This window comes from Enterococcus mundtii (assembly GCF_002813755.1).
Classification (GTDB): domain Bacteria; phylum Bacillota; class Bacilli; order Lactobacillales; family Enterococcaceae; genus Enterococcus_B; species Enterococcus_B mundtii.
The window spans coordinates 2,380,132-2,405,639 of the sequence record NZ_CP018061.1 but is presented as its reverse complement, the minus strand read 5'-3'; the positions used below and the strand labels follow the sequence as shown (position 1 = coordinate 2,405,639).

The following is a 25,508-nucleotide window of genomic DNA, read 5'->3' as shown; positions in this document are numbered from 1 at the left end:
TGGTCTCAACGTCTAACTAAATGTAAATTTTGGCTTGGATAGTAAAAATAAATCGACTGAAAAAGATAGATCTTTCCTTTTTCTAATGAATAACATATAAAATTTTTGCATGATTTTTAACAAATTCTTGTCCTTTTACCTTACACTTACATGATAGGGATGCCTATCAACAGCTTTGTTTTATTAAAATAAAAAACGTTAGATAAATCAACAAATGATACAGTGTCCTCAGTTTTTTATACTATGAATGAATGCCATTTTAAAAAACAGAAAATAATATATTTTTGTTGAAAATAAGGTGTTTTGTAGCTCTTTTCGCTTGATTTTCGTATATCTTTTATGAAATCCATATGTTAAAGTATTGGCGGAGATACTTTTGTTGATAGAGCTAAAATTTCCAAAAGATAAATGAGTGAATAAAAGTGAATTTAAAATAAAATAGCCGATTAGATGTCAGGGAAAGAGGTGAAAGTCCTCTACAGACCTACCTACTGTAAGGTGGATGAAACCAATAGGACCACAGATCATTCTGGAAGGGTTGGGAGTAAAAGGAAGCCAAGTCAGGAGACCGGTTTAACGGCAATCATGTTCTTTTGTAGGAGAAAGATCAAGCGTTTTTTTGTGTGATCAATCAAACTGTCTTCTCCTGTAAAAGGAAAGGCAGTTTTTATTTACTTTTAAAAAAGGTTGTTTGGTAAGAGTATGGAAATGAAAGGGCTATCGTAAACAAAGTGATCACTGGGAAAAGTAAAAATGAGTCAAAGAAAGTGGGAATAGATGATGAAAAAATTATCGAAATTAGTTGCTGTATTGGGATTGAGCGTAGTCTTTGGGTTGAGTGCTTGCTCAAATAATAACAACGAAACAAGCCAAACAGCAGAAACAACGACAGCTTCAGAAGTTGCTTTGCCGACAAAAGATCGTGGGGGTGAAGAAATCGAGATTCCTGAAGAAGTGGATAAAATGGTTTCTTTAGTTCCTTCAGTTACACAAGTGATCGATGATCTAGGACGTAAAGATCAATTAGTAGCTGTTGACACACAAAGTCCGGCAATGACGGAAGAACTTGATGAGCTGCCACAAATCGATATGATGGCTGTGGATGCAGAAACATTGATTTCATTGAACCCACAAGTGATCTATGTTTCAGATATCAGTCTGCATGGCTCTGAAAATGTCTGGTCTCAAGTAAAAGATGCAGGAATTACTGTCGTGAACATTCCAACAAGTAATACTATTGAAGATATTGCATTAGATGTCCAATTTATCGCGGATACTTTACAAGAGCATGAAAAAGGACAAGAATTAGTCGATACAATGAACAAAGAAATCGATGAGATTAAAGAAATTGGTGAAACGATTACAGATAAGAAAAAAGTATTGTTTGAAATTAGCGCATTACCTGAAATCTATAGCTTTGGTAAAGGCGTTTACTTGAATGAAATGATCGAACTTGTAGGTGCAGAAAATGTCTTAGCAGATCAAGAAAGCTGGATTCCAGTAACAGAAGAAGCTGCGATTGCTAGTAAGCCAGATGTAATTTTGACGAACGTAAATTACTTAGATGATGCCGTGCAAGAAATCTTAGATCGTGGAACCTGGAAAGACGTTCCTGCGGTGAAAAATGAAGCAGTATTCTATATCGATAACGCTGCGAGCTCTTTACCAAACCACCATATGACAAAAGCCTTAAAAGAAATGGCATTAGCAATCTACCCTGATGAATACAAATCGTTGGAAAATGAATAAACAAAGTCGGTTGCTGTTAGCAGTTGTCTTGAGTATCATCGTAGTATTCTTTGGGATCAAAATCGGGAGTGTATCCATTCCTTTTGATACATTGATACAAGCATTATTTTCAAGAGGAGACAAACAGCTAGATGCAACGATCGTCACCATTCTTTGGCAGGTTCGCCTGCCGAGAGTGGTTTTGGCGTTTCTTGTAGGAGCTGCTTTGGCTGTTAGTGGAACGGTCATGCAATCCTTATTAGGTAATCCGTTGGCTTCTGCTTATACGCTAGGTGTGTCATCAGGGGCATCACTTGGCGCTGCGTTGATCATTGTTTCAGGGATCACTTTACCGTTGTTCCCGAATTTCACATTACCTCTCACAGGCTTTATTTTTGGTTTAGCAACTGTGTTTATTGTTTTGGCGATGAGTCAAAGATTGGATCAGCAATTATCGAACCAAACAGTTATTTTAGTGGGAATGGTTATGACCTTATTTGTGGGCGCGATGTTGACGATCGTCACGGCATTGTTCAAAGATCATTTACAGCAGTTAGTTTTCTGGCAAATGGGCAGCTTTTCAGGAAGCACGTGGGCAAAAATCCAAATTTTTTTACCTATCTTACTATTTGGAACAATCGCTCTTTGGTTCTCTGCTAGAAGTTTAGATGTGTTATCTTTAGGTGAAGAAGAGGCGTTGATTTCTGGTGTAGATGTCCGAACAATCAAGCTATGGGTGATGGTCCTTGCGGCTTTACTTGCAGGAAGTGCGGTTTCATTTGTCGGCGTGATCGGATTTGTTGATCTGATTGCCCCCCATGTCATCCGCCGTTACTTCGGTGCCAGTCATCGTTGGGTCATTCCAGGAGCAGCACTATTAGGTGGCAGTATGATGGTGGTTGGGGATACGATTTCTCGAACGCTATTATCTCCCCAAGAAATTCCGATCGGCGCTGTTACAGCACTGATTGGTGCGCCATTTTTTGCCTATGTTTATTTCAAACGAAAGTGAGTGTTTTACAACTATGAAAGATATTTATCGAAGCCCTTATGAGGCTTATCCATTTTTAGCAGACGATGCAGATGATTTACGCTGCGATTATGAATTACACACCGATCGTTTATCTTCAGAAATCGGGCTATTACGCGCAAAGTGTGAAGATTCTCCTTTTTACGAAGAGTTAGAGAAAATCGGTGAATTGGTTTACCATGCCAATGCGTGCGTGCGTACAAAAATGACGATCACGCAAGAAGAAATCGACTGGTTAAAGAGTCGTGTCGATGAATTGAATGCGGAAAGAACAAACCAAAGCGGACCATTTTTCTTGCCTCAAGGAAGTGAACGAGGTGCGTTGGCTCATATCTTGCGTGTCGATTGTAAAGTAATCGTTCGTTTGCTGTATCGCCATCTTTATCAAGGGAAAAAAGTCGATTCAGGCTTGCTAGACTTTTTCAATTTATTGTCGGGTTATTTCTTCATGATTGCGATGAAATTCAACCGAGAAGACGACGTAGCAGAAATTCCTTTTGTCAGCAGAAATTACCGCTAAAGGAGGAAAAGTGATGACCTTGAAGCTATCGCAAGTCACAGCTGGCTATGGCTCAGTAAAAATCATCAAAGAAGTCTCCTTCGAGCTGAACAAAGGTGAGAACCTATGTATCCTAGGACCTAACGGCTGTGGCAAGACGACCGTATTGAAATCAATTTCAGGCATCCTTTCCTACGAAGGATCGATCACGATCGATGGAAAAGAAGTCCGCACAATGAAGCGTAAAGAAGCCGCACGGAAAGTCGCCTTACTCAGCCAGTTTTCAACCATTGCTTTTGATTATACCGTCTATGAAACCGTCATGATGGGGCGTTATACGCACATCAAACATGGGCTATGGTCAGTCACCACAGCAGAAGACCGAGAAAAAGTCATGGAGTGCTTGGCTCTAACCAATTTGTTAGAATTGAAAGACCACCCAGTCAACCAACTTTCCGGTGGCCAAAAGCAACGCGTCTTCCTAGCCAAAGTATTAGCTCAAGATCCAGATATCTTATTACTAGACGAACCCAATAATCATCTTGATATCAAGCACCAACTCGAACTCATCGGCTATTTAAAAGACTGGGGCAAGAACCAAGACAAAACAATCATTGGAGTCTTCCACGATATCCGCTTAGCCCTTTCTTTAAGCGACCAAGTCTTGTTCATGAAAGCAGGCCAAGTCATCAAGCAGGGCCCATTTTTGGAAACAGCTTCAAGAAAACTACTCAAAGATATCTTTGATGTGGATCTAGTGAAGCATTTTCAGGAGCAGAGTGAGATTTGGGAGAAGTTGGGGGATGGGTAAGGAAAAGAACAAAAGTTGATATGTAAAAAACTAAGACTTTGAGCGAAGTCTTAGTTTTTTTATACATAATCGTTTTATCGCATTATTTGGCGTATATATAAGTGACATGATTTTTTGCTATAATACAAATAAATCAGTTGAAGATATTATTTTTGGGGAGTTGCCGAGTAAGAACAATGTTCATTCGATTTACATATGATTTGAATTAAGTATCTTGACAATTTTAGCAACTATTTTTATAAAATACAGGTGGAATCAAGAAGGGAGAATAAGTCAAATTGAATGAAATCCAATTTTTGATGTATGAAGACAGTGAGAAAGTGGAAGTAGTGGTGCAAGATGAAACCATTTGGGCAACACAAAAGACAATTTCGAAGCTTTTTGATGTTGGCATCCCAGCAATTAGTAAACATCTGAAAAATATATTTGATTCTGGTGAACTGATAGAAGATCGAACTATTTCCAAAATGGAAATAGTTCAAAATGAGGGTGGAAGGTCAGTAAAAAGGGCGACCACATTTTATAATCTTGATGTCATTATTTCTATTGGCTATCGAGTCAACTCGCAAAAAGCAACGAAATTTCGTATTTGGGCAACGGACGTCTTAAAAGACTATATTCGAAAAGGATTTAAAATTGATGTCGAACGAATGAAACAAGGTGAACATGCGTTTAGTAAAGACTACTTCCGAGAGCTACTCGAAACAGTTCGTTCAATTCGTGCAAGTGAACGCCGTATCTGGCAACAAATCACTGATGTTTTTGCAGAAATTTCTTATGATTATGATAAAAATGCAGAGGTAACAAAGCAATTTTATGCAACTGTACAAAACAAATTCCACTATGCGATTACAGGAAGAACAGCCGCAGAAATCATTTATGATAGAGCGGATAAAACGAAAGAAAATATGGGACTCACTACTTGGAAACATTCACCAGATGGCCGGATATTACAATCGGATGTCGCAATAGCTAAAAACTATTTGACTGAAAAACAAATTCGTAGTTTAGAGCGAAATGTTTCCTCTTACTTTGATTACGTAGAACGTCTCTTAGAAGATGAGATATTACTTAGCATGGAAGACTTTGCAAAAAGTATTGATGAATTTTTAACCTTCAATCGTTATCAGATCCTTGAAGGAAATGGACAAATCAGTAGTAGTACAGCCAAGAAAAAAGCAATTGATGAGTATAAGGAGTTCAATAAGCATCAAAAAATCGTTTCTGATTTTGACAGAGAAGTGATGAAAATCAGGGGAGAGATGGAATAGTTCAAAATATGGAAATTTGAAGAAATAAATAATTTAATAACTGTCAACTAAAAGTAATAGTTATATTATAGTAACCAATGTGGTTGGTGTTTTTTTAATGATTGAATTTTTAAAGATAAATAGCATGGCGTAAACCAGATCTATATACATGAAATACATTTAATTAAATACTTGACCAGTCAACATTTGGAGTGATACCCTTATCTTAGATGAAATACCCCTTCCAAGAGGGTAGATAGTAACGGGTAAAAGCGAAGCTATTTTTAGGATTAATGATGTTAAAACTAAGTATTGTCTTTTGGACTTAGTTTTAACATCATTTTTTTTAATTTATTGCTTCATAATCCAACTAAATAGATTTTATATTCAAGGATAAGTTTGTAATCTCTTCATAGTAGTGCTGGAAATACGATGTTATTTTTACTGCCATTGATAATTTTAAAAATTACTTTAATAAATCACATTCAAATGATTTAAGAATTTAAGTGATTAAGAAGCCCATCAAATATGTCCAGTTTAAAAAAACTATAAAATAGTTACTCAATTATCCATCCCATGCTATACTAAAATTATCTAGACCAAGGAGAAGATGCAGATGCCCCAATTTTTTGAACAGCCTTCTGATTACAAAAAAATAACGGAAGTTGCATATTTGAATGCAGATATGAATCATCTGCGGTATCGTTTGATTATGCGTTATTTTTTTGTGCAGCATGAAAGAATGCGTGATTTCATTTATCCAGAAGATATCTTGAGCTTTATTCAATCAGAATACTTACCAGAGTATACAAGTGATCAACTAACGCAAGATTTGAAACAATTGGTTACATGGCAGAATATCAGTGAGAGTTATGAAGTAAAAAATCCTCGAACGATTGCTGAGTTCAATCGGCGGAATTCTCGTTATCAAATTTTACCGATCAGTGTGGAAGTGGAACGGATGATGCGTGTGCTGGAGCGCCAAGGAGATAGCTTTAAAGGGTCACTAGATGTCCGTTTATTTGAAAAATTATACCGAAGTTTGCAGGATTTTATCATGTTGAATAAGACGGATCAACAGTTATTAGATTCGTGGGAAGAAGTGGTCCGCCGTTTTAAACTAGTTCGTGAAACAACTGCGGATTATATGGCGTATTTAAGTTCTGAAGATGCAATTTTTAGTTCGCAAAAGATTAAGTTGCTTGAATTTAAAGAGAAGTTTATTCGATACTTACGGGACTTTATTCTAGGATCTCATCAAATGGCTGCTAAAATTAGTGATTTACTGATTCAAGAGGAGACTATTCAAAAATGTTTGCTTCAATTGAGCTATGTGCCGGAGTTTGTGCCGCGATTTGAGGTAGATGTGCAACAACCAGAAGAGAAGCTAGTGGAGACAGAAGAGATTTTCCAAAGTATCAAAAACTGGTTCATTGATCAACCACAACATTTATCTGAGTATTCGTTATTGAATCAGCGAACAGATGAGATGATCCGAAAGATTACACGAGCAATCCGGGATATTGGTGAAGAACGAAGTCAGCGATCTAGTCGTAAAAAAGATTATTTGCATATGGCAAAATGGTTTTATCAATGTGAAGATATAGCGGAAGCACATTGTTTATCTGCAAGGGTATTTGGCGTAGAAAGTGCGAGATATTATTGGGTGGAAGAAATAACGACGAGTGATATTTATGGGGATATTTGGCAACAAGAGCCAAGTGTTTATTATTTAAGAGGAAGAGTACGTGAGTATCGAGAAGCAACTAAAAACAAGTCATTTACATTGAACCAAGCGGAAAAAGAAAAGCTAATGCGAGAGTATCAAAGTCAACAGGAAAAAGTGCTACACTTATTGAAAACATTTATTCATCAAGGGGAAATTCATCCTAGCACACACGAATTTATTCCAAAAGAAATCCGTCGCCTTTTCCTAAAATGGTTTGCTCAAGGAGTATTAAGTAATGAAGGCGTTTTCTCGACTGAATTTGGACAACGGATGAAATTATTACGTATCGGTGGGATAGTAGAGTTGAGATCAGATGACGGTATCTTAGAGATGGAAGATTTTAAATTTAGTATAATCACACGAGGAGAAGTTAATGAAGTATGATGAAAAAATCAAAATAGCCATGAATCTTCTTTTTAGTCATTTTTGGATTCTCCGAGAGCATCAACCAGAGGAGTACGCGTTGCTTAAAAGTGTTGAAAAAGAAATCTGTCGTTTAATCAAAGACCGTTTTGGTTATGCAATTCGCTATACGCATGAGTATATAAAATTAGAAAAAATACCGGTTGTAGAAAAACCTTGGATGGGTATACAAGACTTTCAGCAACCGATGGATTATGCCTTGTTTTGTTGCTTACTTGCTTTTTTGGAGGAACGGCGTCAGGCACCGTATTTTCTTTTAAGCCATATTTGTGAAGATTTACTTCGTTTATTTCCGGTCAAAGACATGATTGATTGGCAACAATTTACTTGTCGAAAATCGTTAATTCGAGTGTTGAAAAAAGCGGCTACCTTTCATTTGATTGAAGAACGTGATGGGGCAACAGAACATTTTGGTCAAGATGAAACCGTAGAAGTTTTGTATTATGCAACCAATTATGGTCGGATGTTCATGCGACCATATCCGGAAGACATCTCGAGCTATAAAAATATTCAGGAACTAGTCCCTATTGATCACAAATTTCTTCAACAAGAAAATGCTCAACGCTATCTTGCTTATCGGCAGTTGTTTTTAGAACCGAGTATTTTACGAACAGATATTGACGAACAGTTACTTTATTATTTGCGAAATCAACGTAAGGGCATTGCAGATTTTGTTGCGAATTACACAGATTTGACGTATGAAATTTACAAAGATTTCTTTCAGCTGACTGCGAATAATGGTACTCAATCAGGTGTTTTTCCTGGAACAAAAATGTTGGATGATCTGTTACTGCAATTAGCGACTTTCGTGCGTAAAAGAGTGGTAAATAAACAACTGGTACCTGAAACAACAGGAATCATCCGAATCAGTTTCCAAGAGTGGGCTGAATTAATTGAAGTATTTTATCAGGAATATCATCATGGTTGGTCAAAAGAATTTAGAGAAATGAAGACCACTCCTGTCATTGGAATGGAATTATTAACTTATGGGAGGCAATGGGCGTTGCTATATAATGACGTTGATGAAGTAATGATTCTGCCACAATTGGCTCGTTTTTCAGGGGTATACAACGAAGACTTCAGTAAAGAGGAGGTCCGCAATGGCGAATGAACGTTGGCATTTACATCGAGCGTGTATTGTAAACTATTGGTATTTTGATGAAGCATATTTTGAGTTTTCGCAAGGAAAGTTACTTTTGCGTGGAGCAAATGGTTCAGGAAAATCAGTGACTACGGCAAGCTTATTGCCTCTGCTATTGGATGGGAAGACGAATCCTTCACGATTGGATCCATTTGGTTCCACTTCGCGAAAAATTGAGGAATATCTTTTAGGTGAGAAAGATATCGCACGACATGATGACCGTACAGGCTATTTAGTTTTAGAGTATAAATTTGGCGAACACGACATTTATTTTACGAGTGGATTAGGTATTCGTGCCCGACGAGGAAAATCATTGGATCGTTGGTATTTTATTTTACCTGAGAATCAGCGAGTCGGTATCGATTTCCCATTGTGGCATGACCTAGGAGGTAATGAACGAAGGCCTTACTCTGAGAAAGAACTTGCTGGCCGTTTGGCAACTGGAGGGCGGTTGACAAGAAAGCAAGCGGAGTATGCTGAATGGATCAATAACTACTTATTTTCTTTTGAAAGTATGGAAACATTTAATCAGATGATCCAACTACAATTGGATATCCGTAAGCCTAAATTGTCGAAGGATTTTGCACCAACCGAGATCTATCGTATTCTAGAAGAAGCCTTGCCGCAATTAAAAGATGAAGATCTGCACGAAGTATCCGATAGTTTAGAAAATATAGAAACGGCAAAAAATCAATTAGACCAAGCACAACAAGATTTATTGGAATTAACGGAACTTGCAGATGTCTTTGAAATTTACCATCGACAAGTTCGAGGAAAGTATGCAAATTATACCTTGATGATGAAAAAAAAGGAAGATGAAGCAAGCCGGTTGTTCCAAAAGAAAAGTCAACAATTTCTAACATCTCAACAGAGGTTAAAAGAATATGAAGAACAGCGGAACATTTTAGCTAACGAGATCAAAATAGTCACAGATAAGATTCAAAAATTGCAGCATCATGATATTTTCCGACTTGAAAAAGAGCAACATCAATTTCTTGAAGAGGTGCAAAGGAAACAAAAGCGAATCAAGCGAATTACAGAGGCAATGGAGTCGGATAAAACGAGACACCAAAAATATCAAGAAGAGCTAGATCGTTATGAATTAAATCTGGCTACTTTCAATAAAGAGCAACAAAAATATTTAGTTGAACTAGCCGAGCATGTTGAGGGAACGGGCTTCATGGAACATCCACAACTAGTTGAAGATTTCAACTTTTCTGGTTATCAAATGAACATGGATTATTGGAAGCGCCAATTACGTGAATATCGTGAAGCATTTGCGAGAATACTTGAAGAAGTACGTCATTTGAATCAAGTCAAACAGCAACAAGTGATGATTGAAAAGAAACTCAGTGAACTAGCAAAAGACTATGATCGAATCAATTATGATTTAACGCATTATCAAGAAATGTTTCAATCGGAATTGACAAAGACCGAAATAGCCTTAGGTCAGTGGCAAAAGTCTCTGCCTTTTTCATTTTCTGATGCGGATTGGCAATTGATGTTGCATCGCTTGAACACTCTATTTACAGAGACCACTACTTATGAACAAGTCAAAGAACCACTGGTTAATACGCACCAACAGTATGAATTAGGACAACGTCGACTAATCCAAGAAAAATCAGTTATGAAACAGCAAGTAGAAAAGCAACTTGAAGACCTCCAAGAAGAATTAATGAACTGGCGGCAGAGAAAATTGCCTGAGCCACAGCGACGCATGGCACAAGTTGACGATCGTAAGCGACTGTTGGTGGAGAATAAGAAATTTGTATCATTTTATGAAATCATTGATTTTTTCGATGAAGTACCACAAATTGAGAGAAATCAAATCGAAGCTGCGTTGTTAAATAGTGGGATGTTAGACGCGCTAGTTTGTGAAGAAAGGTTAGCGTTAGAAAACGAACAACAATTGATCCCTAATCCCCAAATGCTTGTGCCGACGTTAGCGGATTATTTGCAGCCAAGAGTGGGAGGAACTGATATTTCAGAAGGCTATGTAATCGATCTTTTGCAATCGATCGTGTTAGACACAGGGGATCAAACGGCTTCTGCTGTTAATTCAGATGGATCATATAATCTAGGGATTTATCGTGGGAAAACGACAAATAGTCCGAAAAGTCAGTATATTGGGAAAGAAAGTCAGAAACGTTTTTTAAAAGAAAAAATAACTGAAGTGGAAGAATTGATTTCAATAAAGGAAATTGAAATCATAGAGTATAGTGATTTTATTCAGGAGATTGAAAGAAATCTTGAGCAAACAAACCAACGATTTAACGATATGCCAGATGATAGTGAACTGCAAGATATTCAACGAGATATCAGAGAGCAACAGCAATTAGTATATGATAATCAACAAGTAGCTGTTCGTCATCAGGAAATGTCTAAAGAGTTAAATCAACAGTATAAAACTATTTATTTGACCATTCAAACATTTCAAGAAAAGCATGAATTTATTTTTAGTGAAACATTTGAAGAGATGGAAAGGATTCGTCAACAATTAAGTGATTATGCAGCTACTTTTGATGACTTGTATGAGGCGTTTACAAAAGGGAGAAGCTTGCCGGATCAGATCAATCGACAAAAAGAATATCTCCATGATATTCAGAGTCGTCAGTTAGAAGCAGAAGAAGAAATGCAAGAAGTCAGCCAACAACTAACAACCTTGAATTATCAACTTCAAACGCTTGCTGAGCAACTAGCAGTCGAAGGGATAAAAGAGATTCGTCAAGAGGTCAAGCGCTCATTGTCATTACAACAAAAAAAAGAACAAGAATTACGAAATTTAAATAACGATAAAATCCCATACGAAACATCTCAAATTGCATTGTTAGAAAAAGATGTTTCAGAAAATCACATGAGAAGAGATTTTTATCAAATCTTATATGAATGTTGGTTGGAGACAGGGAAGAGAGAGAATCGACGCTATCAGCAAGAAGAACAATCACTCAACGAAATTGTTAAGCACTATCGCGGAGAAGAAGAGTTGAGAAAAGCTGCGACAAATCTGAAAAGAGTTCAGCGAGAAAAAATGGTTTCTTTAGGTCAATATAGTCCCGAACTTGTAGAATGTGAAAGCACTGATTTTCCTGAATCAACTCATGAATGGACAGATAGCTTATTGAGTGAAGCACAATTATTGCAAGCAGACAGTTCGAATGATCTTTTGTACTTGATTGATGAGCAAAATCGACGTACTTCTGTTCAAGCGATTTGTCAACAACTTAGCGCTTCAATCGAAGAACAAGAAGTGTTTGTGGATCAAGAGGATCACCGTTTGTTTGAAGAAATCCTGCTTAATTCCATCGGTAATAATATTAAGGGATTGATTTCAAAGACGGAGCAATGGGTGAAAAAAATGAATCAAATTCTCCAAAATACAAAAGATGAAAATCGCCTTCGATTATCTATCCGCTGGATAGCGAAGATTGCGGAGAGTGAGCAGGAGATGAATACGAAAGATTTAGTTCGTATTCTACGTCAGCCGTCAGCGATGTTGACATCGGAGGATCTAGAGCGGATGATTCGCCACTTCCGTGAAAAAATCAACTATGCAAAAATTCTTCGAGATAAAGATGAAGAGGAAGCAGGACAATCGTTACATGAAGTGATGAAGGATGTTTTAGATTATCGTCATTGGTTCAAATTTTTATTGGAGTACCAAAAAGACAATGAGCCGAAACGAGAATTGACGAATCCACGTTTTTATAAATTGAGTGGTGGCGAAAAAGCTGTAGCAATGTATTTACCTTTATTTACAGCCATGTATGCTCGGTTTGAGGATGCAAAAGCTGAAGCTCCCCGGATTGTTTGCTTAGATGAAGCGTTTGCTGGGGTAGATGAATTAAATATTGCGGATCTATTCGGTACATTGGAGGATTTAGGTTTTGACTATTTGTTGAATTCGCAAGCATTGTGGGGGGATTATGATACTGTCTCATCTCTCAATGTGTATCAATTGTTAAGAAAAGCCAATAGTACAACAGTAGGAATGGTACGAAGTCATTGGAATGGTAAGCGGCAAGAAATGCTAGGTGATTAAGATGAAACAAGAACTACATGATTTTTTTAAAGCGAATAGTAGTTATCGTAAGGTGATGGAGGAAATTGCTTTAAAATACTATCGATACGGAAAAATTACTGGATCGATTTCCTTAAAAAAATTCTCTGAAACTGAACAAGCAGATATTGCTGATTTTTTAGGGTGTGACTTAGCACGATTAAAAGAAAAAAAACAGTTTTCTATTAAAACATGGCAGAAAGTCTATGAACAGAGTCGCTTTCGCAGTATTGATTTTACACAAGCCGTGGAGTTGGTAATTGGGCATGATTTGCAGACAAAACGAACGGAGCAAGCGATTGAACAAGCAAAAAAGGAACGCTATATGCAACTATTTTCACAAAAAAAAGAATTGGCTTTTGTATCATCTGAGCGTCAGTTGGATTTTTATCGAAAACAAGTGACAGAAGAAGAGTTGTGGACGCTGGCAGACTTGTTTCGAGAACGCCCGGATTCATTAATCTATTTACCGGTGTTTGCGCAATAAAAGCTAAAAAATCCTCATGGTCTGGATCGTAAAACTCGGCTTGGAAAACTCTTTTACACCTTGTTAAGCGATAAAATTCAGCTGTTAAGAGAGCCTGATGAATCGCAGACAGAGTATCGTAGTCGGATCTATAATCAGCAAAACTTAGTTGTTGATGATTTGATGAACTTCGTTACCGTTAGCAACTTATTAGGAAAAGTGGCAACAGATAAGATTCATTCGATGTGGCAAGGTGCTTGTGATAATCAAGTGATATGGAATGTACCAATCAAAGCGTTATTGGACGTGAAAGAAGTGATTCCAAAAGTTGGAAATGAAGTTTTTGTTTTTGAAAATTCTTCTTTGTATTCTTCACTAATGACTGAATTTCCAGACTTACCGGCTATCTGCCATCAAGGTCAATTTCGTTTAGCGATGTGGCGATTGTTAGAACTTTTTTCAAAAACAACTCGTTTCTATTACGCCAGTGATATGGACCCAGAAGGACTTCAAATGGCTGACAAGATAAAAAGTCGTTATGGTGATCGTGTGGTTTTTTTGTATATGGATGTTCAATCCTATCGCAAAAAACAATCTGTCAAAGATATTTCTCGTAGCATTTCTAAATTATCTACCTTAAACGATCCTGATTTAATAGATGTAGCAGAAGCAATGAGGGAAGAAAAAGTAGCGAGTTATCAGGAGAGTTTTTATCAGGAATACGTTAGGTTTATTGAAGAATGGTATAAGCTAGATGAAATATTACATTAGAAAAGACGCAAAAAATATTTCTAATAAACTTTGTGACAAATGAATTTTTTTTAAAATGAGAATGGTTACAATCGTTTGTGGATGTATTAAAGAGTGCATGTTCTAAATATTGAAAATTAAAAAAATATTTACAAAATGGAGGAGAATTAGATGAGTATAAATTTTGTCGCTATTGATTTTGAAACTGCGAACCAATATCGTGCCTCAGCATGTTCTGTAGGGATGGTAAAGGTTGAAAATGGCAAAATCACAGACACCTACTATTCATTGATTGATCCTGAAACAGAATTTGATAGTTATAATATTTACATTCATGGAATTACGCCAGAGATGGTGGATGGTGAAAGAAACTATGCACAAATAGCAAATGATATTCTAAGGTTTACTGAGGGACTTCCATTGGTCGCTCACTATGCCCCATTTGATATGGGCGTCATCAAGGATTCTAATGAGAGGTATGGTATTACAAATTTTAATAGAGAGTATTTTGATAGTTATTATTTATCGATACAATACGTAAAGGCGCTGAGTTATAAGCTTAATCATTTAGCTGAGTTGATTGATTTTACATTCGAGCATCATCATGCTTTAGAAGATGCAGCAGCTTGTGCGACTCTTATTTTGTACTTATGTAAAGAAAATCAGTTTTCTAGTATTGAAGAGTTGATATCAGCAGCAAATTATAAAAAATTTGGTGAAATTAATGGATTTTCAAGACGGGGGTTTTTAAAAAGTTCAAAATCACACTTGTCAGTTATCCAAATTCAATCAATCATTGATTCAGTGGAAGGAGAATCAATTGATCCTACTCATGTTTTTTTTCAAAAAAGTGCTTGTTTTACAGGAAAATTGAAGAGTTTAACTAGAGTTGAGGCGATGGAGAAACTGGCTGGTTGTGGTGGTATCCCAGAAAAGGGAGTAACAAAAAATACACATTATTTAGTAATGGGGGATCAAGATCTACGGGTTGTTGGGGAAGGGGGGAAATCAGCAAAGATAAAAAAAGCGGAAAAACTGTTAAAGAATGGACAGTCGATTCAACTACTTGGTGAATATGAATTTCTTCAAATGATAAATAGTAATCTATAGGGAGTTGAGATTAGTTGAAAAAAATCACATCTGTAAGTGGACAAATCTTTCTATTTAAAGAGATACCAAATAAAAGAAGAAATGAAATGGGAATTGCTTCAGGAGAATCTGTTTTGTTATCTATTTATGAGAACGATCAGTTTTATTTTTCTCAGGGAATCAATCTTATCAAGTATAAAAATATTTCTAAAGAAGAAGTACCAACTAATTTAGAAATCGATTTTTTTAAGCTAGTAAGGGAAGCTAAAGAATTGAAATATAAGAAGTCATTAGTAAAGGAGTATGGAATCGAGCAGTTTATCCATTACTTACCTAAAATAACCTTTAAACAAGTAAGATTATCGAGTGAGCAGATTGAAATAACGGGTTCTATTCGATATCCAGAGAGTGTTCATGAAAAAGAAGTACCGATTGTTTATTTTAAAAAACAGGAACTTCCATTAGAAGAGGATACATACTTTACAAAAATAATTTCACCAATTCCAAAAAACAAAGAAAAAATCCCGTTTACTTTTCAATTGTCCAAGCAAGTGATTACAAAATCATGTACTATTCATTAAACTGGATATTGGTAATAAGAAAAGTAGATGCATCTCTTAGTCAAAAGATCACACAAAAAACCGCTGAACAGCCCCTTTCCCTCTAGCTGTCCAGCGGTTCCTTCATTTATCCACTATCCTCACCGACCCCCAAATATTCAACTCCGGTACAATCTGTTGATGGATGATCGGCTCGTCTGGGTGATTGATACGGTGTAACAAGGTTCGCACAGCGAGTTTCCCCATGAATTCCAAGTTGGTGGCAACGTTGGTCAATCGTGGAATCGCCATGCGTGTGAATTCTGTTTCGTCAAAACAAATGATACTGATGTCATCTGGTATTGTATAGCCAGCGGATTGGAGATAGCTGTTGAGCATAAAGGCTAATCCGGAATTGACACAAAACCAAGCATCGGGCATTTGCTCGATGCTTTTTAGGCGACTGAACAAAGCGCCTTGGGATTCCTCGATTTCGGTGATCTCGATTTCTAGTTCTTGTGAGATGCCGTGTTCTGCTAAGGCGCGATGGTAGCCCCGGTGGCGTTCGAGGTAGCTTGGCGAAAAGGAGGTGTCGCCGATGAAGCCGATTCGTTTCATGCCATTTGTAATGAGTAATGAAATGGCTTGGAACGTGCCGTCGGTATTTTTGGATAAAATGGCATCCGCGAGTAATTCTGGATCGTGATGATCAATCAAAGTTACGGGGATTCCTGTAGCAATCACTTGTTTTATGTAGTCATTGTTACTATGAGAAAGCACTAAAATACCGTCATATTCATTGATGTGTTCTGGCAGGATCATTTGTTGTAGTGTTTCATCGGTTAAGGTATACGTGTCTAATTTAATATGTGCGCGTTGTGCGGCAGATTCTGCGCTTTTCACGATTTCGCCGAAGAAACTTGTTTGGGAAAAGGCAAATTCGGTTGCCATCAAAAGAAAGCTCATGGTGGTGTCTTCTGTGACGGTTTGGTAGCGATAGCCTAGTTCGTCGGCTTTATTTTTTACTAGTTGTTTGGTTTGTTGGCTGACGCCGGGTTTGTTTCGTAGTGCTTGCGAAACGGAATTTTTAGAGATTCCTAGTGCATCAGCGATGTCTTGCATCGAAGCTTTTTTCATAAGTTCACCTAATTTCTCGTAATGTTTATATTGATTATAACATAGTACATCTAAAATAATCACCTAAAAAGATTACAAATGTAACTTTGTAATGTTAATTACGTAATGTTGACAAACGTAATTACGGATGGTATGATTATCGCAGTTATAAGAAACCGTTTACAAACCAAGGAGGAAGATTCATGAAGATGAAGAAAATATTTTTGGGACTTACGACTGTATTAGCAGGAACTGTTTTACTTGCGGGCTGTGGCAATCAATCAACGAGTGGGGATTCCGGCTCAGATGATGGGAAAACGAAAATCACTTTTTGGGCGGCACCTAATCCGACGCAATTGAGATATTGGCAAGAAATGGCGACAGAATTCGAAGCACAAAATGACGAGATCACAGTCGAAGTGACCCAGATGAAAGAAAGTCCATCTTCTGAAGCGACGATCCAAAGTGCGATTGCATCGAATACAGCACCGACATTGTCTGAAAATGTGAACCGTAGTTTTGCGGCACAATTGGCGGCTAGTGAAGCGATTTTACCATTGAATCAACAAAGTGGATTTGATTCGATCGTGGAAACAAGACACATGGATCAAACGATTGAAAGCTGGAAATTTTCTGACGATAGTCAATATGTATTACCAGTGTATTCAAACCCGATTTTATTTGGTTGGCGCATTGATTTACTAGAAGAACTTGGCTTTTCGGAGGTTCCAAAAACATATTCTGAATTGTTAGACGTTGTAGAGAAAGTGCAAGAAACAGATAAAGCATTATGGGCGAAAAGAGACTTGTCTGACCCAACAGCTTGGATGCGTTGGTTTGATTTCTTCCCGTTGTACAATGCGGCGAGTGAAGGTGGCAGTTTTGTAGAAAATGAGAAGTTTTCTGTGGATGAGGCTGCAATGACGGATGTATTTGATTTGATGAGTCAATTAGCAGATGCGAATGTTTTGCGAACAGGTGAAGCAACTGATCCATTTGAAAATGGGGATAGTATCATGACTGATCTTGGTCCGTGGACATTCCCGAATTGGGACGAAAAATATCCTGAGTTGACGTTTGGTGAAAACTACACAGTGGCGACACCTGTTGTGCCTGATGCTTTAGCAGATGTGGAAGAAGTTTCAACTTACGCAGATGCGAAAGGGATCGTGATGTACGCGCAAGCAACAGAGGAAGAACAGGCGGCAGCGATGGCGTTCTTAGAATTTGTTTATTCGGATGATGAACATGACATGAAGTTACTAGAAATGACGTCATTGATCCCTGCGAGAGACGATGCGAAAGAAAATGAAATTTTTGCTGCATACTTTGAAGAGAATCCAGCGATGAAAGTATACGCAGAAAATGTTCCGTTTGCTGTCCCGGCAATGGATAATGAAAAATTCAATGAGATTCAACAAGCTTTTGGTGAACAAGCGTGGGTACCAGTGATTCGTGGAGAAAAGGATGCGAAAACTGCAACAGCAGATGCCAAATCAGCGGTTGAAGGGGCGCTTCAATAATGAACAAAAATACAAAGTTGGGCTGGTTATTTACCAGCCCATACCTGATTTTTACTGTCATCTTCTTTTTGTTACCGCTTTTATGGTCGTTTTGGTTAGCGCTGACAAGTTGGAATATGATTTCACCAACGGTTGAATTTGTTGGTTTCAAAAATTTTATTGATGCGTTTCATAGTCCGGCGATTCGAGCAGCATTTGTGGTGACCTATAAATTTCTACTGGTCTTTGTTCCGATGGCTTTGATTTTATCGATGACGATTGCGTTGTTAGTGAATAGTTTGCCTAAGTTTAAAGGCTTGTACATGGTAGCATTCTTCTTACCTTATCTTTCGAGTGGGGTCGTGACCTCATTGATCGTGAAAGGATTGCTTTCGTACAATGGTCCTTTCAATACGTTTTTACGTACGAGAATGGGTTGGGATATTGATTGGTTGGGAAATCCGCAGACGTCGATTTTTATCGTTTCACTGATGATTGCTTGGAAGATGTCCGGTTATTATGGGTTGATTTTGATTTCTGGTTTGGGAAATATCAATAAAGAAGTCTATGAGGCTGCGGCGATCGATGGTGCAAGTGCATGGACGCGTTTTTGGAAGATCACATTCCCGATGCTTTATCCTGCGTTTTTCACGGTGACGGTGCTTGCTGTGGGGATTAGTTTTGGGATCTTTACGGAAGTGTATCAATTGACGGGGGGCGGGCCGAATTTTGCTACGAATACGTGGCAAATGGAGATCTATAATCAAGCGTTTGTCAATCTTCGCTCGGGGTATGCTTCAGCAGTCGCGTTAATGGCTTCTGTGGTGACGTTTGCTTCGATTGGTGTGATTCGTAAACTATTAGAAAAATGGGGGGAGAAAAATGGTTGGTCATAAACGGACAAAAGGCAAAAATACGATTCTTTATCTTGTAACGACCCTCGTAATGCTGATCATGACGTTTCCTTTTGTGTACTTAGTCATGCATTCTTTTGCAGTTTGGGATCAAGTGGATCGTCGCATTATCCCGACAAATTTTAGTTTACGTTCTTGGACGTGGCTTTTCGGAGGTTCACCGACTTCTGCGGATGTTCCGTGGTTGGGGGCTTTTGTCAATACGACGATCGTGGCGACGGTAGCAACTGTTTTAATGATGTTGTTTGCTTTGATGGTCGGTTATGCGTTGGCAAAGATCGAGTTTAAAGGGAAAAAATTAGTAAACAATTTTATTCTTTTCCAAATGTTTTTCCCAGCAATCATTTTACTGATCCCGCAGTTTTTAATGGTGACGAGAGTGGGGTTACTGGATTCATATGCAGGAATGATCATTCCTACAGCGATCAGTTTATGGGCGATTTTTATGTATACAAACTTCTTTAAGGCAATTCCCAATACATTGATTGAAGCGGCGAAGTTGGATGGTGCCACGGAGATGCAAGTCTTGTTCAAAGTCGTTTTGCCGATGTCTAAATCGATTACGACGGTGATTTTCTTGTTCTTGTTTACGGATCGTTGGACGAATTTATTGTGGGATATGATCGTGTCGAAAAGTGATAGTACAGTGACGTTGAATGTCTTGATTTCGCAAATGTTCGGCCCCTATGGCACGTTTCCAGGACCGATGTATGCGGCGTCAGTATTGTTGACTTTACCATTGATCGTTTTGTTTTTGATTTTCTCAAAACGATTCCAAGATGGTATGCAATTTACATTGAAGTAAGAGGACAGAACAATGTGGTGGAAAAATGCAGTTTTTTATGAAATCTATCTCGCTTCTTTTGCAGATAGTAATGGCGACGGGATTGGCGATATCGATGGTGTTAGAGAAAAGTTGCCTTACCTCAAAGAATGTGGCATCGATGCCTTATGGCTCACGCCATTTTATCCTTCGCCAAGAGTCGATAATGGGTATGATGTTTCGGATTATTGTGCGGTTGATCCGCAATATGGGACTTTGGAAAACTTTCGATCACTTTTGGAAGAAGCACATGCATTATCGATAAAAGTCATTATTGATGTGGTTTTAAATCACACGTCAACGGCACATCCATGGTTTATGGAATCCAGTGCGAGCCAAGCGAGTGCAAAACGTGATTGGTATATTTGGCGAGACCAGTCGAATAATTGGGAAAGCTTTTTTGGTGGCAGTGCTTGGAAGATGGATCGCCGAACCAATCAGTATTATTATCACAGTTTTGCAGAAGAACAGGCAGATCTGAACTGGCAGAACCCTGAAGTGAAGCAGGCGATCTATGATGTCTTGTCTTTTTGGCTGGACATGGGTGTGGATGGGTTTCGTTTTGATGTGATCAATAATCTAACGGTGAATGATACTTTTACAGATAATCCTAGGGATGAAGAGGGGAAACAGGTGCATCTCTATGATGTCAATCAGCCTGGAGTGATGCCAGTTCTTAAAGAAATGAATCAATGGCTCAAAACAGTCGCTCCAAATATTTTTACAGTGGCTGAGATCAGTTCGGATCAGTTATCAGTGATTTCAAGTTATGTGGAAGAAGCAGGATTCGATACGGCGTTCAACTTTAATTTAGGAAGTATTGAAACGTTGGATCTAACGACATTGACCCACGAATTTCAAGAGATGAATGCACGTAAACATCTTCCAACTTTATTCTTTAATAGTCACGATATGAGTCGTTCGTGGAACCGGTTGGCACAAGAAGATCGTGAGACGTATGAATTGTTGTCTGTCTTTCTGTTGATCAATCGGGGTGTGCCTTTCTTATTTCAAGGAGAAGAACAAGGGGTAAGCGATTTTTATCCGACCCATATTTCAGAGATTCGCGACATCCAAGCGAAGAATAAATACCATGAACAATGTCTCTTTGTAGAAATACGACAGGCACTTTCAGCCGCCAATGAAGTGAATCGCGACCGTTCCAGGGGGATGATTCCTTGGGGAGAAAGTCAACGACTTGGGTGGATCGGGACGAGCCCAAAAAATCCAGAAGGGGAACTGATTTCTTCTGTCTATCAAGAATTGATTCGTTTGCGTAAAGCGGAGGGGCCTTTTCAAGAAGTCACGAATATTCAGTTGGAAAAAGGATGTATACGCTATCAAGTAGAGCATTTATCTGTAGTGCTGAATTTTAGTGAGTCATCTGTAGAACAGAACATCTCAGAAAATGTTCAAATGATTTATGGCAAAGGAATGCTTAGTGAGGATCGTAAATGGGTCAACGTGCCATCAAAAAGCTGTTGGATTGGAAAGGAATAGTAATGATCAAAATAAAAAATTTAATTGAAAACTATCGAAAAAATAAGCCTGAACAAATGAAAAAAGCGGAATTTTTGACATTTACAGGTGTGGGGACGAAGGATGTCTATAACATTACTGCACCCTTTGAGTTAGCGGGAGAAGTCGTATTAGCTGGGCGTGTGGAAGCTAGAGAGAGCGAAGATTCTACTGTCTACTTGTTTAGAGAAATAGCTAAAAATACGTGGGCAAAGATTTCTGATGGCATCGAATTACCATTACAAGATCCTTTTTATACGGTGATCGACGGGAAAGTGATTTTAGGTGGGGTGGAAGTTATTTTCTTGCCAGAAGGTCAGGCGCAATGGCGGACCATTTTTTATCACTTAGAAGATACAGCAACTGCCCACCACTTATTTGAAGGACCATGGGGAATGAAAGACTTACGGTTGAAGCAATTGTCAACTGGTGAAATTTTAGTCATGACACGTCCACAAGGAGAAAAAGGCGGTCGTGGCAAGATTGGTGCTTGTCTGATCGATCAGCTGGCTGATCTATCGATCCAAAAAATCGAAGAAGCGCCATTGTTAGCGAATCAATTTTCTGAGGAAGAATGGGGCGGCGCAAATGAAATTTTTGAGATTGATGGAGTGATTTGGGTTTTAGGCCATATTGCGAATTTTGATGAGCAAGGTGATCGCCATTATTATGCGATGCGTTTTTCTTTTGATCGCAGAAACCATGCAATGAAAGATGTGCGCATCCTTGCAGAAAGAAAAGATTTTGCTAAAGGACCGACGAAACGACCGGATCTTGTAGATGTGGTCTTTAGCGGAGGCTTGGACCTGTCTTCTGAGCATGGTGTTTTATATGCCGGGATCAGTGATGCAGGCGCACAAAAATTAGAAATCGAAAATCCATTTAAGTAGAGGTAAATACAGATGAAAATAGACCGTTTTAATGAAAATCCATTGATTACACCAGAAGATATCAAACCGTTACACGACGGATATGAAGTGATTGGTGCATTCAATGGGGGAGTTTCTTACTATCAAGGGGAAGTCTTACTCTTATTGAGAATCGCAGAGCGACCAATCTCGGAAGGTCCAAAGGTGATCAAAGCGCCAGTTTATGATCCAGCCACTCAAACGATGGAAATCTTATCTTTTGATCGTGAGGATGAAAGTTATGATTTTGAAGATCCACGAATGATCCGTAAAAAAGATCAGTTAGATCGTTTTGAATATTTGACTTCTTTGTCTTATATTCGGATTGCCCGGAGTAAAGATGGACATCATTTTACGATCGACGAAGATGCGTTCTTGTACCCGTTTAATGAATACCAAACGTACGGCATAGAAGATGCGCGTTGTACGCAAATTGGCGATACCTACTACGTCAATTTTAGTTCTGTCTCACCGATGGGGGTCTGTGATTCTTTAGTTTCAACGAAAGATTTCAAGTCTTATCAAGATCTTGGCAACATATTTGCGCCAGAAAATAAAGATGTGTTGATCTTCCCAGAACAAATCAATGGGAAGTACTATGCGTTGCACCGTCCGTCGCTAAAAAGTATTGGGAATTATGATATCTGGATTGCGTCTTCACCAGATTTAGTGAGTTGGGGGAACCACCATCATCTGTTAGGTGTTCGAGAAAATACATGGGATAGCGGTCGGATCGGCGGCGGTCTAGTGCCTATCAAAACGGATCAAGGTTGGTTGATCATCTATCATGGCGCAACCGCACAACATCGCTATTGTATGGGTGCCGCACTTTTAGATTTAGATGATCCAACCAAAGTGATCGCGCGCAGTCATCAGCCAATCATGGAGCCAGAAGCGGATTATGAAAAGAATGGTTTCTTTGGGGATGTTGTCTTTGGCTGTGGGGGATTACTTGATGGCGATCAGTTGACGATGTATTACGGTGTAGCTGATACATCAATGGCTGGTTGTACCCTTTCGATCAATGAGATTTTAGATCAAATGAAAGAAGAACGTCCATGAGCTGGCAACAAAAATATCAAGAATGGCTAAATGAAGGATCTTTAGAAGAAGCGATGAAAGAGCAATTAGCGGCTCTTTCTGACTCGCAAGAAATCGAAGATCGCTTTTATCAGTACTTGTCCTTTGGCACAGGTGGGATGCGCGGGGAACTCGGAGTCGGTACGAATCGGCTGAACAGTTACACGATCAAACGCGTTGCTTTTGGTTTAGCTACTTATATTCGTGAAAAAAATGCAAGCCAACAAGGCGTAGTGATCGCATTTGATAACCGTCATTGCTCAAAGGAATTCGCTGAATGGACGGCGCGAGTATTAGCCAGTCAAGGGGTCAAGGTTTATTTATCTGATTGTTTACGTCCAACACCGCAATTGTCGTTTCTTGTTCGCCATTATCAAGCGTGTGCAGGAGTGATGATCACGGCTAGTCACAATCCAAAAGAATACAACGGATTTAAAGTTTATGGACCAGACGGTGGGCAGATCACTTTAGAAACAGCAGAGAGACTAACGGAACTTTTAGCGCATGGACCCAATGAGTTGTCGATTGAAGCAGACGCGTTGTCTGTTTATAGAGAGACTCAGCTGATTCATCTTTTTGGTGAAGAAGTCGACACTCTTTATTTAGAACAGTTGACGGCAGTCATTCAAAATAAAGAAAACATCCGACGATTTGGCTCGCAGCTTAACATGATCTATACGCCATTACATGGAGCTGGAAATATTCTTATGCAAAAAGCATTTGAGCAACTAGGATTTGCTAATCTCCACGTCATAAAAGAGCAAGCGTTGCCTGATCCAGATTTTTCAACAGTAGCGTCACCTAATCCGGAAGATAAAGAGGCTTTTGCGCTGGCATTAACAGAAGCAAAAAAACAGGAGGCACAGTTGATATTAGCAACGGACCCAGATGCAGATCGTTTAGGTGTCGTGGTTTTGAAAGACGGAGAACCAGTATTTCTTACAGGTAATCAAATCGGGGCTTTATTACTGGACTACTTGATTCGAAGCAAACAACAGAACCAACAATCCTTGACGTACTTCTTTATAGCCAAAACGATCGTCACTTCGGAACTAGGTGCAAGAATTGCTCAGGCACATGGGATCGAAACAAGAAATACGTTGACTGGGTTCAAATTTATCGGGGAACAAATCCAACAAGCAGAAGAACAAAAAGGGAAAGATTTTTTGTTTGGGTACGAAGAAAGTTATGGCTATCTAATCGCCCCTTTTGTTAGAGACAAAGATGCGATCCAAGCGGCGGTATTGTTAGCGGAAGCTGCGTTAGACCGCCATTTATCAGGGCAGGATTTGATCGATCGCTTACATGAACTTTATGAAGAATACGGCTACTACGAAGAACATTTGGAAACGCAAATTTTTTCCGGAAAAGATGGAATCATCCAAATGAACCAACGACTGGATCGTCTGAGAGAACAATCATTTTCACACTTAGGAGAGTTTGTCCTTTCCTGTACAGAAGATTACGCTACTTCACTAAGAACGATGCCAAATCAACAATCATCTACGATTGACCTACCCACTTCCAATGTCTTGAAGTATATATTCACAGATGGTTCATGGTTCTGTCTACGACCATCAGGTACAGAACCGAAGTTTAAGATTTATTATTCAGTGAAGGATAAATCTCAACCTTCTGCACAAGAGAAATTGCTGCGCTTGCAGAAGGGATTTCAGGAACTATTGGATCATTTATAAACAATATGAAAAGCCAAGCTAGACTTCTGAACGGAAGAGTCGCTTGGTTTTTTTGTAGAAAGAATTAAGTGACTTTAAATACTCAAACATAACGTTATTAGTGTAGAAACCTAACGCACATAAAATTAATGGACGATTAGAGAAGAGGAAAGTTTTCTTATTGATTATAAATTGTTATCTAATGACTAGACATTTACGCTCTGTTTATTATTTATTTTGTTATTATAAATCAGGAATAAATATGTATATATTTGTTTTTTTATCTTTTGTATTCAATGATATAAATAATTTTTTGAATAGTAATTCAAAGTGGATCGGTTTGTGAAGAATGATATCATTAATAACATATCTAATAACTTCAGCTAGACAGATGATTCGATTTGTCTAAAATCAGCGGGTATCTAATTCTTAATTTTGATTGACATAACAATCTATCGT

20 protein-coding genes, 1 pseudogene and 1 riboswitch are annotated in these 25,508 nt (G+C 38.4%); of the genes and pseudogenes, 20 read left to right on the top strand and 1 reads right to left on the bottom strand.

Going from position 1 to position 25,508, the window contains the following annotated elements; all coding sequences use genetic code 11:
- Positions 1–414: 414 nt before the first annotated feature.
- Positions 415–591, top strand: a riboswitch (cobalamin riboswitch).
- Positions 592–777: 186 nt separating this feature from the next.
- The 13 genes and pseudogenes from EM4838_RS11275 (at position 778) to EM4838_RS11220 (ending at position 15,554) form a co-directional block, all read left to right on the top strand.
- Positions 778–1,749, top strand: a complete 972-nt coding sequence (locus EM4838_RS11275; protein WP_472312141.1) for an ABC transporter substrate-binding protein — start codon at positions 778–780, stop codon at positions 1,747–1,749.
- Positions 1,742–2,740 carry a FecCD family ABC transporter permease gene (locus EM4838_RS11270; RefSeq protein WP_071866943.1) on the top strand — a complete coding sequence of 333 codons (999 nt, stop codon included), beginning with the start codon at positions 1,742–1,744 and terminating at the stop codon, positions 2,738–2,740. Before EM4838_RS11275 ends, EM4838_RS11270 begins: the two co-directional genes overlap by 8 nt.
- 13 nt (positions 2,741–2,753) lie before the next feature.
- Positions 2,754–3,278: an ATP:cob(I)alamin adenosyltransferase gene (locus EM4838_RS11265; protein ID WP_071866945.1), complete on the top strand. Its 525-nt coding sequence runs from the start codon at positions 2,754–2,756 to the stop codon at positions 3,276–3,278.
- A 13-nt stretch (positions 3,279–3,291) separates the two neighbouring features.
- Positions 3,292–4,068 (top strand): ABC transporter ATP-binding protein, encoded by a 777-nt coding sequence (locus EM4838_RS11260; RefSeq protein ID WP_071866928.1) that lies wholly within the window; start codon positions 3,292–3,294, stop codon positions 4,066–4,068.
- Between the two features lie 278 nt (positions 4,069–4,346).
- Positions 4,347–5,339 (top strand): virulence RhuM family protein, encoded by a 993-nt coding sequence (locus tag EM4838_RS11255; protein WP_202976741.1) that lies wholly within the window; start codon positions 4,347–4,349, stop codon positions 5,337–5,339.
- A 595-nt stretch (positions 5,340–5,934) separates the two neighbouring features.
- Entirely contained in the window at positions 5,935–7,431 is a 1,497-nt protein-coding gene (locus EM4838_RS11250) for a TIGR02677 family protein (protein WP_071866929.1), read from the top strand.
- The gene (locus tag EM4838_RS11245) at positions 7,421–8,581 is read left to right on the top strand and encodes a TIGR02678 family protein (protein WP_071866930.1); all 1,161 of its coding nucleotides are present in this window, start codon (positions 7,421–7,423) and stop codon (positions 8,579–8,581) included. Before EM4838_RS11250 ends, EM4838_RS11245 begins: the two co-directional genes overlap by 11 nt.
- On the top strand, positions 8,571–12,650 hold the full coding sequence (locus EM4838_RS11240; protein WP_071866931.1) for a TIGR02680 family protein: 4,080 nt from the start codon (positions 8,571–8,573) through the stop codon (positions 12,648–12,650). The genes EM4838_RS11245 and EM4838_RS11240 overlap by 11 nt, the downstream gene beginning before the upstream one ends.
- Position 12,651: 1 nt before the next feature.
- A complete protein-coding gene (locus tag EM4838_RS11235; protein WP_071866932.1) occupies positions 12,652–13,155 on the top strand; it encodes a TIGR02679 domain-containing protein in 504 nt (167 codons plus the stop codon).
- Positions 13,156–13,173: 18 nt separating this feature from the next.
- Positions 13,174–13,335 (top strand): annotated as a pseudogene (locus tag EM4838_RS17070) (hypothetical protein); the annotation flags it as partial.
- A complete protein-coding gene (locus EM4838_RS11230) occupies positions 13,318–13,905 on the top strand; it encodes a DUF2399 domain-containing protein (RefSeq protein WP_307725286.1) in 588 nt (195 codons plus the stop codon). The pseudogene EM4838_RS17070 and the gene EM4838_RS11230, both read left to right, overlap by 18 nt.
- A gap of 150 nt (positions 13,906–14,055) precedes the next feature.
- A complete protein-coding gene (locus EM4838_RS11225; RefSeq protein ID WP_081367436.1) occupies positions 14,056–14,994 on the top strand; it encodes an exonuclease domain-containing protein in 939 nt (312 codons plus the stop codon).
- A gap of 14 nt (positions 14,995–15,008) precedes the next feature.
- Entirely contained in the window at positions 15,009–15,554 is a 546-nt protein-coding gene (locus EM4838_RS11220; RefSeq protein ID WP_071866934.1) for a hypothetical protein, read from the top strand.
- Positions 15,555–15,656: 102 nt separating this feature from the next.
- Here EM4838_RS11220 and EM4838_RS11215 read toward each other — a convergent pair whose 3' ends face one another.
- Complete coding sequence (locus tag EM4838_RS11215) at positions 15,657–16,649, bottom strand: LacI family DNA-binding transcriptional regulator (RefSeq protein WP_071866935.1); 993 nt, start codon at positions 16,647–16,649, stop codon at positions 15,657–15,659.
- Positions 16,650–16,831: 182 nt separating this feature from the next.
- Between EM4838_RS11215 and EM4838_RS11210 the strand changes: the two genes are divergently transcribed.
- From EM4838_RS11210 to EM4838_RS11180, 7 genes are read left to right on the top strand one after another with little or no spacing between them, the layout of a single operon-like run.
- The gene (locus tag EM4838_RS11210; RefSeq protein ID WP_071866936.1) at positions 16,832–18,151 is read left to right on the top strand and encodes an ABC transporter substrate-binding protein; all 1,320 of its coding nucleotides are present in this window, start codon (positions 16,832–16,834) and stop codon (positions 18,149–18,151) included.
- The gene (locus EM4838_RS11205) at positions 18,151–19,026 is read left to right on the top strand and encodes a carbohydrate ABC transporter permease (RefSeq protein WP_065097084.1); all 876 of its coding nucleotides are present in this window, start codon (positions 18,151–18,153) and stop codon (positions 19,024–19,026) included. The genes EM4838_RS11210 and EM4838_RS11205 overlap by 1 nt, the downstream gene beginning before the upstream one ends.
- Entirely contained in the window at positions 19,013–19,849 is an 837-nt protein-coding gene (locus tag EM4838_RS11200) for a carbohydrate ABC transporter permease (RefSeq protein WP_065097085.1), read from the top strand. The genes EM4838_RS11205 and EM4838_RS11200 overlap by 14 nt, the downstream gene beginning before the upstream one ends.
- Positions 19,850–19,861: 12 nt before the next feature.
- Positions 19,862–21,367, top strand: a complete 1,506-nt coding sequence (locus tag EM4838_RS11195) for an alpha-amylase family glycosyl hydrolase (RefSeq protein WP_071866937.1) — start codon at positions 19,862–19,864, stop codon at positions 21,365–21,367.
- A complete protein-coding gene (locus EM4838_RS11190; protein ID WP_233433734.1) occupies positions 21,322–22,275 on the top strand; it encodes a DUF1861 family protein in 954 nt (317 codons plus the stop codon). The genes EM4838_RS11195 and EM4838_RS11190 overlap by 46 nt, the downstream gene beginning before the upstream one ends.
- A gap of 12 nt (positions 22,276–22,287) precedes the next feature.
- Positions 22,288–23,355 carry a BtaManbiosPhlase gene (locus tag EM4838_RS11185; RefSeq protein ID WP_071866939.1) on the top strand — a complete coding sequence of 356 codons (1,068 nt, stop codon included), beginning with the start codon at positions 22,288–22,290 and terminating at the stop codon, positions 23,353–23,355.
- A complete protein-coding gene (locus EM4838_RS11180; protein WP_071866940.1) occupies positions 23,352–25,070 on the top strand; it encodes a phospho-sugar mutase in 1,719 nt (572 codons plus the stop codon). The genes EM4838_RS11185 and EM4838_RS11180 overlap by 4 nt, the downstream gene beginning before the upstream one ends.
- The last annotated feature ends 438 nt before the right edge of the window (positions 25,071–25,508 follow it).

Excerpts from the sequence above, each read along its gene's own strand:
- EM4838_RS11275 (WP_472312141.1), top strand. The coding sequence starts at position 778 with ATGATGAAAAAATTATCGAAATTAGTTGCTGTATTGGGATTGAGCGTA.
- EM4838_RS11270 (WP_071866943.1), top strand. The coding sequence starts at position 1,742 with ATGAATAAACAAAGTCGGTTGCTGTTAGCAGTTGTCTTGAGTATCATC.
- EM4838_RS11265 (WP_071866945.1), top strand. The coding sequence starts at position 2,754 with ATGAAAGATATTTATCGAAGCCCTTATGAGGCTTATCCATTTTTAGCA.
- EM4838_RS11260 (WP_071866928.1), top strand. The coding sequence starts at position 3,292 with ATGACCTTGAAGCTATCGCAAGTCACAGCTGGCTATGGCTCAGTAAAA.
- EM4838_RS11250 (WP_071866929.1), top strand. The coding sequence starts at position 5,935 with ATGCCCCAATTTTTTGAACAGCCTTCTGATTACAAAAAAATAACGGAA.
- EM4838_RS11245 (WP_071866930.1), top strand. The coding sequence starts at position 7,421 with ATGAAGTATGATGAAAAAATCAAAATAGCCATGAATCTTCTTTTTAGT.
- EM4838_RS11240 (WP_071866931.1), top strand. The coding sequence starts at position 8,571 with ATGGCGAATGAACGTTGGCATTTACATCGAGCGTGTATTGTAAACTAT.
- EM4838_RS11235 (WP_071866932.1), top strand. The coding sequence starts at position 12,652 with ATGAAACAAGAACTACATGATTTTTTTAAAGCGAATAGTAGTTATCGT.
- EM4838_RS11230 (WP_307725286.1), top strand. The coding sequence starts at position 13,318 with ATGAACTTCGTTACCGTTAGCAACTTATTAGGAAAAGTGGCAACAGAT.
- EM4838_RS11225 (WP_081367436.1), top strand. The coding sequence starts at position 14,056 with ATGAGTATAAATTTTGTCGCTATTGATTTTGAAACTGCGAACCAATAT.
- EM4838_RS11215 (WP_071866935.1), bottom strand. The coding sequence starts at position 16,649 with ATGAAAAAAGCTTCGATGCAAGACATCGCTGATGCACTAGGAATCTCT.
- EM4838_RS11210 (WP_071866936.1), top strand. The coding sequence starts at position 16,832 with ATGAAGATGAAGAAAATATTTTTGGGACTTACGACTGTATTAGCAGGA.
- EM4838_RS11205 (WP_065097084.1), top strand. The coding sequence starts at position 18,151 with ATGAACAAAAATACAAAGTTGGGCTGGTTATTTACCAGCCCATACCTG.
- EM4838_RS11200 (WP_065097085.1), top strand. The coding sequence starts at position 19,013 with ATGGTTGGTCATAAACGGACAAAAGGCAAAAATACGATTCTTTATCTT.
- EM4838_RS11195 (WP_071866937.1), top strand. The coding sequence starts at position 19,862 with ATGTGGTGGAAAAATGCAGTTTTTTATGAAATCTATCTCGCTTCTTTT.
- EM4838_RS11190 (WP_233433734.1), top strand. The coding sequence starts at position 21,322 with ATGGGTCAACGTGCCATCAAAAAGCTGTTGGATTGGAAAGGAATAGTA.
- EM4838_RS11185 (WP_071866939.1), top strand. The coding sequence starts at position 22,288 with ATGAAAATAGACCGTTTTAATGAAAATCCATTGATTACACCAGAAGAT.
- EM4838_RS11180 (WP_071866940.1), top strand. The coding sequence starts at position 23,352 with ATGAGCTGGCAACAAAAATATCAAGAATGGCTAAATGAAGGATCTTTA.